The sequence below is a fragment of the Paraburkholderia nodosa genome (assembly GCF_001718195.1).
GTDB lineage: Bacteria > Pseudomonadota > Gammaproteobacteria > Burkholderiales > Burkholderiaceae > Paraburkholderia > Paraburkholderia nodosa_A.
Map to the genome: position 1 here is coordinate 17,413 of NZ_MCNV01000017.1, position 14,595 is coordinate 32,007.

12 protein-coding genes are annotated in these 14,595 nt (G+C 65.5%); 5 read left to right on the plus strand and 7 right to left on the minus strand.

Going from position 1 to position 14,595, the window contains the following annotated elements; genetic code table 11:
• Positions 1-118 precede the first annotated feature (118 nt).
• On the minus strand, positions 119-1,027 hold the full coding sequence (locus tag BFD71_RS25300) for a LysR family transcriptional regulator (RefSeq protein ID WP_069267069.1): 909 nt from the start codon (positions 1,025-1,027) through the stop codon (positions 119-121).
• Positions 1,028-1,154: 127 nt separating this feature from the next.
• Between BFD71_RS25300 and metE the strand changes: the two genes are divergently transcribed.
• Entirely contained in the window at positions 1,155-3,449 is a 2,295-nt protein-coding gene (gene metE / locus BFD71_RS25305; protein WP_069267070.1) for a 5-methyltetrahydropteroyltriglutamate--homocysteine S-methyltransferase, read from the plus strand.
• An 86-nt stretch (positions 3,450-3,535) separates the two neighbouring features.
• Here metE and BFD71_RS25310 read toward each other — a convergent pair whose 3' ends face one another.
• Positions 3,536-4,864 carry an MFS transporter gene (locus BFD71_RS25310; RefSeq protein ID WP_069267071.1) on the minus strand — a complete coding sequence of 443 codons (1,329 nt, stop codon included), beginning with the start codon at positions 4,862-4,864 and terminating at the stop codon, positions 3,536-3,538.
• 406 nt (positions 4,865-5,270) lie between these two features.
• Between BFD71_RS25310 and BFD71_RS25315 the strand changes: the two genes are divergently transcribed.
• Entirely contained in the window at positions 5,271-5,840 is a 570-nt protein-coding gene (locus BFD71_RS25315) for a DUF4142 domain-containing protein (protein WP_069267072.1), read from the plus strand.
• Positions 5,841-5,894: 54 nt separating this feature from the next.
• Here BFD71_RS25315 and BFD71_RS25320 read toward each other — a convergent pair whose 3' ends face one another.
• A complete protein-coding gene (locus BFD71_RS25320) occupies positions 5,895-6,494 on the minus strand; it encodes a TMEM175 family protein (protein WP_069267073.1) in 600 nt (199 codons plus the stop codon).
• 174 nt (positions 6,495-6,668) lie between these two features.
• Between BFD71_RS25320 and BFD71_RS25325 the strand changes: the two genes are divergently transcribed.
• Together BFD71_RS25325 and BFD71_RS25330 are read left to right on the plus strand one after the other, a co-directional pair.
• Complete coding sequence (locus BFD71_RS25325; RefSeq protein ID WP_069267074.1) at positions 6,669-7,373, plus strand: cytochrome b/b6 domain-containing protein; 705 nt, start codon at positions 6,669-6,671, stop codon at positions 7,371-7,373.
• 85 nt (positions 7,374-7,458) lie between these two features.
• A complete protein-coding gene (locus tag BFD71_RS25330; RefSeq protein WP_069267075.1) occupies positions 7,459-7,710 on the plus strand; it encodes an H-NS family nucleoid-associated regulatory protein in 252 nt (83 codons plus the stop codon).
• 103 nt (positions 7,711-7,813) lie between these two features.
• Here BFD71_RS25330 and kdgD read toward each other — a convergent pair whose 3' ends face one another.
• From kdgD to BFD71_RS25350, 4 genes are all read right to left on the minus strand, one after another.
• Positions 7,814-8,731, minus strand: a complete 918-nt coding sequence (gene kdgD / locus BFD71_RS25335) for a 5-dehydro-4-deoxyglucarate dehydratase (protein ID WP_028206318.1) — start codon at positions 8,729-8,731, stop codon at positions 7,814-7,816.
• Positions 8,732-8,782: 51 nt separating this feature from the next.
• Positions 8,783-10,132 (minus strand): glucarate dehydratase, encoded by a 1,350-nt coding sequence (gudD, locus tag BFD71_RS25340; RefSeq protein ID WP_069267076.1) that lies wholly within the window; start codon positions 10,130-10,132, stop codon positions 8,783-8,785.
• 65 nt (positions 10,133-10,197) lie between these two features.
• Entirely contained in the window at positions 10,198-11,286 is a 1,089-nt protein-coding gene (locus BFD71_RS25345) for a lactonase family protein (protein ID WP_069267077.1), read from the minus strand.
• Between the two features lie 39 nt (positions 11,287-11,325).
• Positions 11,326-12,657, minus strand: a complete 1,332-nt coding sequence (locus tag BFD71_RS25350) for an MFS transporter (RefSeq protein ID WP_069267078.1) — start codon at positions 12,655-12,657, stop codon at positions 11,326-11,328.
• A 280-nt stretch (positions 12,658-12,937) separates the two neighbouring features.
• Here BFD71_RS25350 and BFD71_RS25355 point away from each other — a divergent pair, with 280 nt between their 5' ends.
• Entirely contained in the window at positions 12,938-14,521 is a 1,584-nt protein-coding gene (locus BFD71_RS25355; RefSeq protein ID WP_069267079.1) for an aldehyde dehydrogenase (NADP(+)), read from the plus strand.
• The last annotated feature ends 74 nt before the right edge of the window (positions 14,522-14,595 follow it).

The following is a 14,595-nucleotide window of genomic DNA, read 5'->3' on the forward strand; positions in this document are numbered from 1 at the left end:
CAATTGCGCAGAAGCGACAAGCGATTCCAGCGAGTACCGATGAACAGCGACTTTAAGTTAATTGAACGATCAATATACGAACTTGTACGACGTTCCTTTCAATTTCAAAACGTGACCATCAGCCTCGCACACGGGGCTGTTGCCAGACCGGGTCGCGTGCGAATTCGACGAACGATTTCAGGTAGTCGACCACGGCGTCGCCTTCGCGCGTGCCGAGAAAGATCTGCTTCGCGATGCCCTGCTTGCCGAGCTTCACGATCGCGAGCGGCATACGGTCTGCGTATTCCTCCGCGAGCCAGCGCGGCAACGCGGCCACGCCGCGATGGCTCGCGACCATCTGCAGCATGATGTCGGTCGTTTCGATCGTCTTGTGACGGCGTGGCGTGATGTTCGCGGGCCGCAAAAACTGGTTGTAGATATCGAGCCGGTCGGTATCCACGGGGTACGTGATGAGCGTTTCGTCGACGAGTTGCTCGGGCTTCACGTAGCGCACGTTCGCGAGCCGATGGTCTTCCGCGACCACCAGCACCTGCTCGTAGTCGAACACCGGATCGAAACGCAGTCCGGGCCGGTTGAGCGGATCGGGCGTGACCAGCACGTCGATGTCGTAGCCGATCAACGCACCGATGCCGCCAAACTGAAAACGCTGCTTCACGTCCACGTCGACGTCGGGCCAGCGCGCCAGATACGGCGAGACCACCTTGAGCAGCCACTGATAGCACGGGGCGCATTCCATGCCGATACGCAACGTGCCCCGCTCGCCCGCGGCGTACTGCTTCATGCGCTCTTCCGCGAGTTCGAACTGGGGCAGAAGCCGCTCGGCTAGCGAGAGCAGATATTGCCCGGCCTGCGTCAGCCGCAGGCTGCGCCCCTCGCGGTCCCAGATTTGCGTGCCGAGCTGCTGCTCGATCTTCTTGATCGTATGGCTCAGCGCCGACTGCGTGAGGAAAAGCGATTCCGCCGCTGCGGTCAGTGAGCCCTGGCGGGCGACTTCGCGGACGATGACAAGGTGAACGCGTTCGAGCATCAGGCGACCAGATGAAAAAAACTAATGGATGGATGAAATAATGCCATTTTTCTTCATCATCGGATACGTCTATCATCGCTGCCACTCTGGATCGTTTTCAGCACTTTCATTTCGGACGGCACCGCACATGGTCACCACGCACAATCTCGGCTTTCCGCGCATCGGCGCGAAACGCGAACTCAAATCCGGTCTGGAACGCTACTGGAAAGGCGAATCCTCGCGCGACGAACTGAAGGCGCTCGGCGCGCAACTGCGCAAGCGCCACTGGGAAAACCAGAAGGGTCTCGACTTCGTGCCGGCCGGTGACTTCGCGTTCTACGACCAGGTGCTCGACATGAGCTTCACGCTCGGCAACCTGCCCGAGCGCGTGCAGGGCTTCCACGGCGACAAGCTCGACAACTACTTCCGCGTGGCGCGTGGCCGCTCGGCGGCGGGCGCCGAGGACCATGCCGCGTGCTGCGGCGGCGTCGCGGCCGGCGAAATGACGAAGTGGTTCGACACGAACTATCACTACATCGTCCCCGAATTCACGGCCGATACGCAGTTCAACCTCGACACTTCGCGTCTTTCCGAGCAACTGCGCGAAGCCCGCGAACTGGGCGTGAAGGCCAAGCCCGTGATCATCGGGCCGCTCACTTACCTGTGGCTCGGCAAGGCCAAGGACGACTCGGACAAGCTGGCGCTGCTGCCGCGCCTTATGCCGGTCTATCGCGCACTGCTCGACTACTTCCGCGTGATGGACGTCGAATGGGTGCAGATCGACGAGCCGATTCTCGTGACCGAACTCCATCCGGCCTGGCGCGCCGCGTTTGCGACGGCGTATGAAGGCTTCGAGCTGCGTAGCGTCAAGCTGCTGCTGGCCACCTACTTCGGCCAGCTGCAGGACAATCTCGACCTCGCGTGCTCGCTGCCCGTCGACGGTCTGCATATCGACGCGATCAACGCCCGCGAAGAAGTCGCGCTGGCCGCGCAAAAGCTGCCTGCACAGAGCGTGCTCTCGGTGGGCGCGATCAACGGCCGCAACATATGGAAGACGGATCTGAACGCCATGCTCGAATGGCTCGAGCCGCTCGCGAAGCAACTGGGCGAGCGCCTCTGGATCGCGCCGTCGTGCTCGCTGCTGCACGTGCCGGTGGATCTCGCGAGCGAAGAAAAGCTCGACGTCGAAATCCGTTCGTGGCTCGCGTTTGCGCTGCAAAAGCTCGACGAAGTGAAGGTGCTTGCCACGGCGCTCAATGCCGGCCGCGACAAGGTCGCAGCCGAACTCGCGGCGAACGCCGCTGCCGTTCAGGCGCGCCGCGAGTCGCCGCGCGTGAACAACCCCGCCGTGAAGGCCGCGATCGCCCGCATCGATGCGCAGCTCGGCAATCGTCAGCACGCCTATGCCGAGCGCGCCGCGAAGCAGGCCGCACGCCTGAAGCTGCCCGCCTTCCCGACCACCACGATCGGCTCGTTCCCGCAAACGGCGGAAATCCGCCAGGCGCGCAGCCAGTTCAAGAGCGGCGCGCTCGACGACGCGAGCTACCAGGCCGCCATGCGCGCCGAAATCGAGCGCAGCGTGCGAGAGCAGGAGCAACTGGGTCTCGATGTGCTCGTGCACGGCGAAGCTGAGCGCAACGACATGGTCGAATATTTCGGCGAGCAGCTCGACGGCTACGCGTTCAGCCAGTTCGGCTGGGTGCAGTCGTACGGCTCGCGCTGCGTGAAACCGCCTGTTCTGTTCGGCGACATCAGCCGCCCGAAGGCGATGACGGTGGAGTGGATCACCTACGCGCAGTCGCTCACGAACAAGCCCATGAAGGGCATGCTCACGGGCCCGGTGACGATACTCAACTGGTCCTTCGTGCGTGACGACCAGCCGCGTTCGGTCTCGTGCTACCAGCTCGCGCTCGCCATTCGCGAAGAAGTGCTCGACCTGGAGAAGGCCGGCGTGGGCGTGATCCAGATCGACGAGGCCGCGCTGCGCGAAGGTCTGCCGCTACGCCGCGCGCAGTGGGGCGAGTATCTGCGCTGGGCCGTGGAATCGTTCCGCATCACGGCGAACGGCGTGGAAGACGAAACGCAGATCCATACGCACATGTGCTATTCGGAGTTCAACGACATCATTGCGTCGATCGCCGATATGGACGCGGACGTCATCACGATCGAGACCTCGCGCTCGGACATGGAACTGCTCGACGCGTTCGACGACTTCAGGTATCCGAACGAAATCGGGCCGGGCGTGTACGACATTCACTCGCCGAACATCCCGACCGAAGCGCACATCGTGCAATTGATGCAGAAGGCCGCCGGGCGCATTCCGGCAGAACGCCTGTGGGTCAACCCGGACTGCGGTCTGAAGACACGACAGTGGGCCGAGGTCATTCCGGCGCTGACCAACATGGTCGCTGCCGCCAAGGCGCTGCGCAGCCAGGTGCGATAAGGCGCTGAAGCGCCCCGAGCCATGGCGGGGATTCGGCTCGATGCGCGCGCCAGGGAAAGCGTTCGCAGGCGTTCATGTTCGTCTCCTCAAGCCGCGTCCGCCGGCTGGCCCACCGTGCTGCGCGCCATGAACCAGTAGAACAGCGCCGCGCAGCCCGCAATCGCGCCGCCCATGATGAACGCCAGCGAATACGATCCGGTGCGGTCGACGATAAAGCCCGCCACGACCGGCGAGAACGCCCCGCCGAAATAGCCGCCGAAATTCTGGATCGAACTCACGGAAGCGACCATCGACGACGGGGCGATGTCGGCCGCGAGCGCCCACGCGTTGCCAATGGTGGCGGCGATGAACGCCAGCCCCAACGTCATCAGCGCGACGCTCGCGCCTATCGTGCTCGCCAATGGCAGCGCCGCCGCGCACACGCCCGCACCGATTGCACCCACCACGATCAGCATGCGCTTGGCGACCATGGGCGAAGCTATGCGGCGATCCACGAGTTTCTTCGCGACCCAGCCCGCGACGATCTCGCCCGCCGCGCCGCCGAACCACGGAATGCTCGCGTAGATGCCCAGTTGTGCGAACGAAATATGAAAGCGATCGAGCAGATAGAGCGGCAGGAACACGAGGAAGATATTCCACAGCCAGATCGCGCAGAAGTAGCCGAAGATCATGCCCCACACGCTGCGCGAGGCGAACAGCGCGCGCCAGCGAATGGCCGCGGTCGTGAGCGAGCGCTCGTGGCCGCCGCCGCCCGCTTCGATATAGGCGAATTCCTCTCGCGTGAGCCGCTTGCTTTGCGCGGGGTTGCGATAGAGAAAAAGGAACAGCACGGCGAAGACGATGCCGATGGCGCCCGTCACGTGAAAGAGCGAGCGCCATCCGAAGGCGATCATCAACGCTACCAGCACGGCGGGCGCGAGCGCGGGGCCCCACTTCGACGACGAATCCCAGATGCCGGTGGCGAAGCCGCGCTCCTTGGCGGGAAACCACGCGGCCGTGATCTTGGCGGAGGTCGGCCAGCACGGCGCCTCGCCCACGGCGAGCAGCACGCGCATGACGATGAGGCCCGAGATCGACCCAACGACGCCGGTGAGCCACGTCGCCACGCTCCACCAGATCATGCCCACTGCATAGGCACGTTTCGCACCGAAGCGGTCGATGATCCAGCCCGCCGGCAACTGCATCACGGCGTAGGTCCACGCGAACACCGTGCCCAGCAAGCCGATTTGCGTGCGCGTGAGGCCCAGGTCGTGAATCATGCCGGGCGCGGCGATCGCGAGATTCGCGCGATCGAGGTAGTTGATGATGCCGCCGAACAGCAGCCAGATCAGCACGCGCCAGCGAAAATTCGCGGCGGTGGTGGCTGCGGCAGTCGATTGTGTGGTGGATGCGGTTGCAACCAGCTCGTCGTCCATCCTGTCTCCTCCTCGTTGGCCTACGTTTTTTTGCGTGCGCTTTTGCGCACGCTCGTGAGACTCAAACCGCGTTCGTGCCCAGATCGTGGGACTTTTCGCTGTAGCAGCAACGACGCGCGCGAGGGACATTGTGCGCCGGTTGGCGCGAATGGAAAACGCCGTATTGGCATAAGCGCATGACGTCGATGTGACTACGCGGTTCGTTATCTCTGTCGCATGCTCTCTTACCAACCGTTACACAAGCGAAGCAATCGTTTCACCTGAACGGCGAACGACTTCATAGAATTCCCCAGACCGTTGAGCAGCAAGGCGCCTCGCCACAACGGTCCCGCGCAGAGCCGCACGAAAAGCCGCATGACACAGCCCTGCGCGGCAATCGATACCAACTACGCAGAAAGGAGTTCACATGACTCGCCTCTCGCTTGCCTCGCTCATCGCGGCTTCGGCCGCCAGCCTTTGCGCCGTGACGCTGAGCGCCCATGCGCAGACCCCCGCGCCCACCGCGGCTTCTGCCTCGACTTCGGCCGCACCCGGCAAGCTGCACGAAGCCGACAAAGCCTTCATCGCGGACGGCACGCAAACCGTCGCCACGCAGCGCGATGCCGCACGCATTGCCGATTCGCGCTCGACCGATCGCGAAGTGAAGGCTTTCGCGGAAAAACTGGTGGCCGACTATACGAAGCTGTCCGACTCGATGCGCGCGGCGAGCCCGCGCGGCGTGGACGTGCCGCGCAACGACCCGGATGCGGCCGTGATCGGCAGCATCAATAACCTGCGCGGCGCGGACTTCGACAAGACGTATATCGAGCAGGTCGCGCTGGCCGGCCAGCAGAAGACGCTCTCGGCATTCCAGGCGGAGATCGCCTCGGGCCGCGACGCGGGCCTGAAGAAGGCTGCCACGGAAGGTCTGCCCGTGATCCAGGCCGACTATGCCAAGGCTCAGGAACTCGCCAAGCGCAAGCACCTGGCAGGCTGATGACGATGTGATGTGCGAAGGGGCCGGCCGCACGCGCGCCGGCCCCACTGCTGTTTACTCTTCCTTCTTTTCGCCGGCAGCGAGGGCGAGCCGTTCCATACGCCGGTCGGGCACGAGCCAGAGCAGCGCCACGATGAAGTAGAAGATCGCGCCAATGCGCGGATAGTCGAACGCCGCGAGCGCAAACCCCGCCAGATACAGCGCCGGCGAAATCTTGCCCTTCACGTCATTGCCCAGCGCAACGGCAAGCGGGCTCTGCATGCCGTGGTAGCGCACCAGCGTGAATTGCAGCACGACGTAAGCCAGCGCGCAGAGCAGCAGGTTGACGCCGTAGAGCGCGGTCGGCCAGCGCCCGAACTCGTTCTCGCCCATCCAGCCCGTGGTGAACGGCAGCAGCGACAGCCAGAACAGCAGATGCAGGTTGGCCCAGAGCACCGAGCCGTTCACGCGGCGCGCCACCTGCAGCATGTGGTGATGGTTGTTCCAGTAGATCCCCACGTAGATGAAGCTCAACACGTAGCTCAGATAAACCGGCCACAGCGGCGCGAGCGCAGCGAGATCATTGCCATGCGGCACCTTGAGTTCCAGCACCATGATCGTGATGATGATGGCGAGCACGCCATCGCTGAAGGCTTCGAGTCGGTTCTTTTCCATCTGCGGAATCAAATTGCAAGAGATGTAAGGCGAGCGGCAAGTATCGCCGAAGTCGCCGCACGACGCCACGTAGGCGCTGAGGGATCGCAGGTGCGTATATTGCGCCGTACATGGCGCGCGCGTTCCTGGCCTATGATGGCCTCGAGCGCCACGCCCGGCCGCCCGCCTCGAATCATGAACTCCACGACCTCCGTAACCCGCCACCGTCCCGAGCACCCTGAGCGGCCCGAGCGCCGCGTGCCCGTTTGGGACCTGCCCACGCGCCTCTTCCACTGGCTGACCGTCGTGCTCGTGGCGGCCGCTTACATCACGCAGCGCATGAACTGGATGCAGATGCACGTGCGCCTCGGCGAGACGCTGCTCGCGCTCGTGCTGTTTCGCATCCTGTGGGGCTGCTTCGGCAGCGAGACCGCGCGCTTCTCGCGCCTCGTCGCCTCGCCGCGCAAGGCGATCGAGCATCTGCGCCATCTGCTGCGGCGCGAGCCCGACGTCCAGGTCGGTCACAACGCGGCCGGCGGCTGGATGGTTCTGCTGCTGCTCGCGCTGCTGCTGGTCGAAACGCTCACCGGTCTCTACGACAACAACGACATCGCCGACGAAGGCCCGCTCAGCGAAATCGTGCCCGCGAAAATCGCCAATGCGATAGCCGGCCTGCACGCGTGGGGCTGGGACCTGCTCGCGGCCGCAGTCGTGCTGCACGTGTGCGCGATTGCCGTCTATGCCCTCGTGAAAGGCCACAATCTGGTCGGCCCGATGGTGAGTGGGAAAAAGCGCCTGCCCGCCTCGGTGCGCGCGCCAGCGCGCGGGTCGCTGTGGCTCGCGGCGTTGCTGATGGGGCTGTCGGGCGTCGTGGTGGCGCTGCTCGCCGCGTATGTTTGATGCCGGAAATTGCGGTGTAAAGCCCACGCGAAGCCCGCACAACGCGTAAAATCAGCGGCTCGTTTTCACTCGACAAGAATCATCGATGGCTACCTACCTCGAATTGCTCGCCCAGAAGCGCGAACTCGACGAGCGCATCGAAGCCGCGCGCGCCGAAGCGGCGCACGAGGCGCTGGCCAATGTGCGCGAGGCAATCGCCGAATTCGGCTTCACGCCCGACGAGGTGTTCGGCAAGCCGCGCCGCGAAAAGACCGCGCGCCGCACGCGCAAGGCCGAAGGCACCGAAGGCAAAAAGCGCGAGCGCGCCAATCTGGACCTGTTCGGCGACAACGCCTGACCGGCGCCACGCCCTCAACGAGCAAACAGGGCAGCAAGGCCCCTGTCGCAAGCAGCCATGCCGCGCGCCGGCTGGCGCGAGCATGGCGTGAACACCGAACGCGTTACTGCGCGCCGAGCTTCTTGATCAGCACGTCGAGCTGCGCCACTTCCTCTTGCGTGAGATCGGTGAGCGGCGCGCGCACCGGGCCCGCGTCGCGGCCCACGAGCTTCGCGCCCGCCTTCACGATGCTCACCGCGTAGCCCGCGCGGCGATTGCGAATGGCGAGGTACGGCAGGAAGAATTCGTCGATGAGCTTGCCCACCGTCGCGTGGTCGTCGGCGGCAATCGCGCGGTAGAACTGCATGGCCGTCTTCGGAATGAAGTTGAACACCGCCGACGAATACACGGGCACGCCCAGCGCCTTGTACGCCGCCGCGTAGACTTCGGCCGTGGGCAGGCCGCCCAGGTACGAGAAGCGGTCGCCCAGACGGCGGCGAATCGTCACCATCGCCTCGATCTCGCCCACGCCGTCCTTGAAGCCGATGAGGTTCTCGCAGCGGTCGGCGAGCTGCTCGAGCATGTCGGCGTTGAGCTTCGAATTGGCGCGGTTGTAGACGATCACGCCCATCTTCGGGACGGCCTTGCAGACCTGCTCCACGTGCGCGGCAATGCCTTCCTGCGACGCTTCCGTGAGGTAGTGCGGCATCAGCAGAATGCCCTGCGCGCCGTTGCGCTCGGCTTCCTGCGCGTATTCGATGGCCACGCGCGTGGCGCCGCCCGCGCCCGCGAGAATCGGCACCTTGCCCTTGCAGGTTTCGGTGGCCGTCTTGATGACCTGCGAGTATTCGCTCTTCGTGAGCGAGAAGAATTCGCCCGTGCCGCCCGCTGCGAACAGCGCGCTCGCGCCGTACGGGGCCAGCCATTCGAGGCGCTCGGCGTAGGTGCTCGCGCGGAAGTTGCCCTGCGCGTCGAAGTCGGTCACGGGGAACGAAAGCAGGCCTTCGGAGACGATTTGCTTGAGTTCTTGCGGCGTGGTCATGGTCTTGATCCTGTTGCGAAGTCAGTAAAGGTGTTCAGTCGAAGACGGCGTTCAGCGCACGAGGCACGGACGCTTGTTGTCGAACTTCCAGTTGGGAATGAGGTATTGCATGGCGATCGCGTCGTCGCGCGCGCCGAGGCCGTGCTCCTGGTAGAGCGCGTGGGCCTTTTCCAGCTCGTCCATGTCGATCTCGATGCCAAGGCCGGGCTTTTGCGGCACCTGCACCTTGCCGCCCACGATCTGCAGCGGCTCGCGCGTGAGGCGCTGGCCGTCCTGCCAGATCCAGTGGGTGTCGATCGCCGTGATCTTGCCGGGCGCCGCGGCGGCTGCATGCGTGAACATCGCGAGCGAAATGTCGAAGTGGTTGTTCGAGTGCGAGCCCCACGTGAGGCCCCAGTCGTTGCACATCTGCGCTACGCGCACGGAGCCCTGCATGGTCCAGAAGTGCGGGTCGGCGAGCGGGATATCCACCGATTGCAGCTGGATAGCGTGGCCCATCTGACGCCAGTCGGTCGCGATCATGTTGGTGGCCGTGGGCAGGCCGGTGGCGCGGCGGAATTCCGCCATCACTTCGCGGCCCGAATAGCCGTTCTCCGCGCCGCACGGGTCTTCCGCATAGGCGAGCACGTCGTGCTTGTCGCGGCACAGGCGGATGGCTTCCGCGAGCGACCACGCGCCGTTCGGGTCGAGCGTCACACGCGCTTCGGGAAAACGCTCGGCCAGCGCCGTGACCGCTTCCATTTCCGCGTCGCCCGCCAGCACGCCACCCTTGAGCTTGAAGTCGTTGAAGCCGTAGCGCGCTTGCGCGGCTTCGGCCAGGCGCACGACGGCATCCGGCGTCATCGCCTCTTCGGTGCGCAGGCGCTCCCAGTCGTCGCGGCCATCGGCGCCGCTCGCGTAGGCCAGATCGGTCTTGTTGCGATCGCCAATGAAGAACAGGTAGCCGAGCATCTCCACTTCGCTGCGCTGCTGCCCCTCGCCAAGCAGCGCGGCAACGGGCACGTTCAGATGCTGGCCGAGCAGGTCGAGCAGCGCGGCTTCGAGCGCCGTGACCGCGTGAATCGTGGTACGCAGGTCGAACGTCTGCAGGCCGCGGCCGCCCGAGTCGCGATCGGCGAACTGCTTGCGCACGGTGTTGAGCACCGACTGCATATTGCCGATGGATTGGCCGACCACAAACGCGCGCGCATCTTCGAGCGTCTTGCGGATCGCCTCGCCGCCCGGCACTTCGCCGATGCCGGTGTTGCCCGCGCTGTCGCGCAGCAGCACGACGTTGCGCGTGAAGAACGGACCGTGCGCGCCGGAGAGGTTCAGGAGCATGCTGTCGCGGCCCGCCACGGGCACGACGCGCAACTCAGTCACAACGGGCGTGGCGTTCGGTTGAACGGTTTGTGTAGACATGAACGGATTACCTGTAAAAGTGCGGCGCGCTGCGCCCTGACAATCGAAACCCTGGATTGAAGCGGTCAAGCGTGGGCGGCGACGATCTCCACCCAGTTCGCGCCGTTGCCGCCCTCGCCGCGCCAGACGGCTGTGAGCGCGCCGCTCGCCGCATCGACCGCGTAGACCGACACGTGTTGCGATTTTTCTCCGCACGCCACGAGCAACCGGCCCGTCGGGTCGATGCGAAAACCACGCGGCTGTGTTTCCGTTGCGGTCGCGCCGACGTATTCGAGCGCGCCGTCTTGAGCCACGCGCAGCGCGAGAATCTGGCTCGTCGTGCGCTCGGACACGTAGACGAAGCGCCCATCGGGCGAGACGTGGATATCGGCGGCCCAGACGAGCTTCGCGAGCACGGCGGGGTCGGGCTGCACGGGGTCCGTAGGGCTCGGGCGCGCAAAGCCGTCGTTCAGATGCGCGAGCACCGGCGCGCGCGGCGAAACGTGCAGCGCCGCGAGCTTGCCCGTGGCGGCGTCGCGCGTGAAAACCGCCACCGTCGCGCGGAATTCGCTCAGCACGTACAGCACGTCGCCGTTGGGCGAAAAGCGCAGATGCCGCGGACCGAAGCCCGTACCGAGATCGACTGCACCGATTTCGACGAGGCGCCCCGCGTCTTCCAGCGCGAAAGCAAACACGCGGTCGCTGCCGAGCGACGACGCATAGGCGAAGCGCCCGTCGGCGGAAACGATCACGGCGTGCGCGTGCTCGATATCGTCGATCACTTGCAGCGGTGCGCCATTGCCGCTCTCGAGCTCGTTCGCGCCATACAGGCTCACGCGATGCTCGCCGTACGAAGCGCCCAGCAGGAAACGCCCCTGCGGCTCGGCACACAGATACGCGAGGCTCGATTCGATCGGCGTCTGCACGCGCGGCGCGAGACCGCCGTTTTGCGCGTCGATGGCGTAGTCGTTGATGCGCTTGTCCGCGCCGCGCGTGGCCGCGTAAAGGCGGCGGCGATCGGGCGAGAGCGCCATCGGCATCACGTTGTCCTGCGCGGCCACGCGGGCTTGCGGCGCGAGCGCGCCATTGCGCGCATCGAGATGAAACACGCCAATGTCGCCGTCTTTCGAATTCGCGACGTAGACGAAGAAGCGTTCGGGGTTCGGCTGGTTCATGGTGTGGGTTTCCTTCTCGATTGAGGAGTGCGCGCGGGCTCAGTGCGCGCCGCTGCGAACCGAATCGTCGGCAAAGGCGCGGCGCGACGGCTTGTTGCGGGCGAGGAACGCGGCGGTGGCGGCAATCAGCGAGGTCACGCCGAGGCCGTAGAGGCCGCCCGCAATCGAGCCCGTATGCTGTTGAAGATAGCCGAAGGTGGCCGGCGCGAAAAACCCGCCCAGGTTGCCGAGCGAATTGATGAGCGCGATCACGCCGGCGGCCACGCGGGTGTCGAGATAGCCCTGCGGCATCGGCCAGAACAGCGACGAAGCCGCCTTGAAGCCGATGGCCGAGAAGCAGATCGCCACGAACGAGAACACCGGGTCTGACGAGGTCGAAGCGAACAGGCCACAGGCCGCGATCACCAGTGCGACGGCGAGCCACGCCTGCTGAAAGCGGTACTTCGCCGAGAGCAGCGCGAAGCAGTACATCGCGACGATCGCGATCATCCACGGAATGGCGTTGTAGAGACCTACCTGGAAATCGCTGAGATCACCCATCTTGCGGATGATCGTGGGCAGCCAGAACGTGGCCGCGTAGATCGTGAGCTGGATCGCGAAGTAGAGGAGGCAGAACAGCACGATCTGCGGGTCCTTCAGGAGACGCAGGACCGGCACGTGCGCGCCCGTGGCGGCTTCGCGCTCGGCCTGCTCGCGAACCATGTACGTTTCGAGCGCGCCCTGTTCGTCGTTCGTGAGCCAGTGGGCATCGCGAATGCGCGACTTCAGGAACACCCAGCTCACGCCGCACAGCACGATGGAAAAGCCGCCTTCGATCAGGAACATCCACTGCCAGCCCGCGAGACCGAGGCCGCGCACCGACAGCAGCGCGCCCGTGATCGGACCCGAGAGCACCGAGGCGAACGCCGAGCCTGCGAGAAACACGGCCGCCGCCTTGCCGCGTTCTTTCTGCGGCAGCCACTGCGCGAAGTAATAGATCACGCCGGGAAAGAAACCGGCTTCGGCAACGCCCAGCAGAAAGCGCAGCACGTAGAACGAGGTGTCGTTGTGCACGAACGCCATCGCGGCGGCCACGACGCCCCACGTACCCATGATGCGCGTAAGCCATGCGCGTGCGCCATACTTTTGCATGAGGATGTTGGACGGCACCTCGAAGATCGCGTAGCCCACGAAGAATAGCCCCGCGCCGAACCCATACGCCGCCGCCGAAAGACCGATATCGGCTTTCATGTGCGCGCCGGCGAAACCGACGTTCACACGGTCGATATAGTTCGCGATGAACATGATGAGGAAGAGCGGGAGCACGTGCCTCAGGACCTTGGCGCTGGCTGACTCCAGCAGGTCCTCGTAACGGTTGGCGGGGGCGGACATCGGGGTTGTCTCCTTTGGCGCGGGCGGCGCGCGGATTGGATCGCGGTTTGAATGCTTTGTGGTACGTTGTCTGACGACATTCTAGGCTTGCCCGCCGACGGAGCCAATGTCGTGTTTACCCTGCCATGGAACGGGAATCATAACCGACAAAGCTTGAAACTGCGCGCCCGCAGCGCCCCCCGACTGCCAAAGGCGCCCGCCTCGGGTGTGCGGCGGCGACGATCTGGCGTATGATAGTTGTACGATGACTTAACTCACTGCAACGAGACTCGGAGACATCATGCAAATCACTGGCGACATGCTCATTGGAGGCCGCGCCGTGCGCGGCTCGGAAAAGCCGCTCGCGGCTTTCAATCCCGCCACGGGCGAAGCGATCCCCGCGCCGGCCTTCGGCAGCGGCACGGCCGCCGACGTCGACGCCGCCTGCCAGCTCGCCGCAGAGGCGTTCGACGCGTACCGCACGCTGCCCCTCGCCGTGCGCGCGGCGTTCCTCGAACGTATCGCCGACGGCATCGCCGCGCTCGGCGACGCGCTCACCGAACGCGCCCACGCGGAAACCGGCCTGCCCAAGGCGCGCCTCGAAGGTGAGCGCGGCCGCACCGTCGGCCAACTCAAGCTGTTCGCCCAGGAAGTGCGCCAGGGCCTGTGGCTCACGCCCACGCTCGACGCCGCCCTGCCCGAGCGCAAGCCGCTGCCGCGCGCCGACCTGCGTCTGCAGAAGATCGCGCTCGGCCCGGTCGCCGTGTTCGGCGCGAGCAACTTCCCGCTCGCGTTCTCGGTGGCGGGCGGCGACACGGCCGCGGCGCTGGCGGCGGGCTGCCCGGTCATCGTCAAGGCGCACGGCGCGCACCTCGGCACTTCGGAGATGGTGGGCCGCGTGATCCAGCAGGCCGTCCAGGAGATGGGGCTGCCCGAGGGCGTGTTCTCGCTCATCGTCGGCGCGGGGCGCACCGTGGGCGAGGCGCTCGTCGCGCATCCGGCCATCAAGGCCGTGGGCTTCACCGGCTCGCGCGCGGGCGGCACGGCGCTCATGCGCATCGCCGCCAACCGGCCCGAGCCGATTCCCGTCTACGCGGAAATGAGCAGCATCAATCCCGTGTTCCTGCTGCCCGAGGCACTCGCGGCACGCGGCGCGGCCATCGCGCAGGGCTTCGTCGATTCGCTCGTGCTCGGCGCGGGTCAGTTCTGCACGAATCCGGGCCTGGCGATCGGCATCGAGGGGCCGGCGCTCGACCAGTTCGCGCAGGCCGCCGCGCAGGCGCTGGGCATCAAGCCCGCGCAGACCATGCTCACGGCGGGCATCCATGCGGCGTATGAAGAAGGCGCGCGGCGCCTCGCCGAAACCCAGGGCGTGAGCGCCCTCGCGCAAGGCCAGAGCGCGAGCGGCCCGAACCAGGCGTTCGCCGCCCTCTTCGTGACCGACGCGCAAACCTTCCTTGCGCAACCCGCCCTCGAAGACGAAGTGTTCGGGCCGGCCTCGACGCTCGTGCGCTGCAAGGACGAAGCCGAACTGCTCGCCGTGGCCGAACACTTCGCGGGCCAGCTCACCGCGACGATCCAGATGGACCGCACCGACGTGCCCGCCGCGATGCGTCTCGTGCCGATCCTCGAACGCAAGGCCGGCCGCCTGCTCGTGAACGGCTTCCCGACCGGCGTGGAAGTCACGCATGCGATGGTGCACGGCGGCCCGTTCCCGGCCACGTCCGACAGCCGCGCGACCTCGGTGGGCACGAGCGCGATGGAGCGTTTCCTGCGGCCCGTGTGCTATCAGGACTTCCCGGCCGAGTTGCTGCCGCTGGCGCTGATGGACGCCAATCCGCTCGACCTCTGGCGGCGCAAGAATGGCGAGATGGTGCGAGGCTGACTTAGCTCGGTATCACCTACGCCCATCGCCAATGAAAACAGCGGCCAACGGCCGCTGCTTTTCCATGCACGCTC

Coding starts and splice junctions, on each gene's coding strand:
- BFD71_RS25300 (WP_069267069.1), bottom strand. CDS start 1,027: ATGCTCGAACGCGTTCACCTTGTCATCGTCCGCGAAGTCGCCCGCCAG.
- metE (WP_069267070.1), top strand. CDS start 1,155: ATGGTCACCACGCACAATCTCGGCTTTCCGCGCATCGGCGCGAAACGC.
- BFD71_RS25310 (WP_069267071.1), bottom strand. CDS start 4,864: ATGGACGACGAGCTGGTTGCAACCGCATCCACCACACAATCGACTGCC.
- BFD71_RS25315 (WP_069267072.1), top strand. CDS start 5,271: ATGACTCGCCTCTCGCTTGCCTCGCTCATCGCGGCTTCGGCCGCCAGC.
- BFD71_RS25320 (WP_069267073.1), bottom strand. CDS start 6,494: ATGGAAAAGAACCGACTCGAAGCCTTCAGCGATGGCGTGCTCGCCATC.
- BFD71_RS25325 (WP_069267074.1), top strand. CDS start 6,669: ATGAACTCCACGACCTCCGTAACCCGCCACCGTCCCGAGCACCCTGAG.
- BFD71_RS25330 (WP_069267075.1), top strand. CDS start 7,459: ATGGCTACCTACCTCGAATTGCTCGCCCAGAAGCGCGAACTCGACGAG.
- kdgD (WP_028206318.1), bottom strand. CDS start 8,731: ATGACCACGCCGCAAGAACTCAAGCAAATCGTCTCCGAAGGCCTGCTT.
- gudD (WP_069267076.1), bottom strand. CDS start 10,132: ATGTCTACACAAACCGTTCAACCGAACGCCACGCCCGTTGTGACTGAG.
- BFD71_RS25345 (WP_069267077.1), bottom strand. CDS start 11,286: ATGAACCAGCCGAACCCCGAACGCTTCTTCGTCTACGTCGCGAATTCG.
- BFD71_RS25350 (WP_069267078.1), bottom strand. CDS start 12,657: ATGTCCGCCCCCGCCAACCGTTACGAGGACCTGCTGGAGTCAGCCAGC.
- BFD71_RS25355 (WP_069267079.1), top strand. CDS start 12,938: ATGCAAATCACTGGCGACATGCTCATTGGAGGCCGCGCCGTGCGCGGC.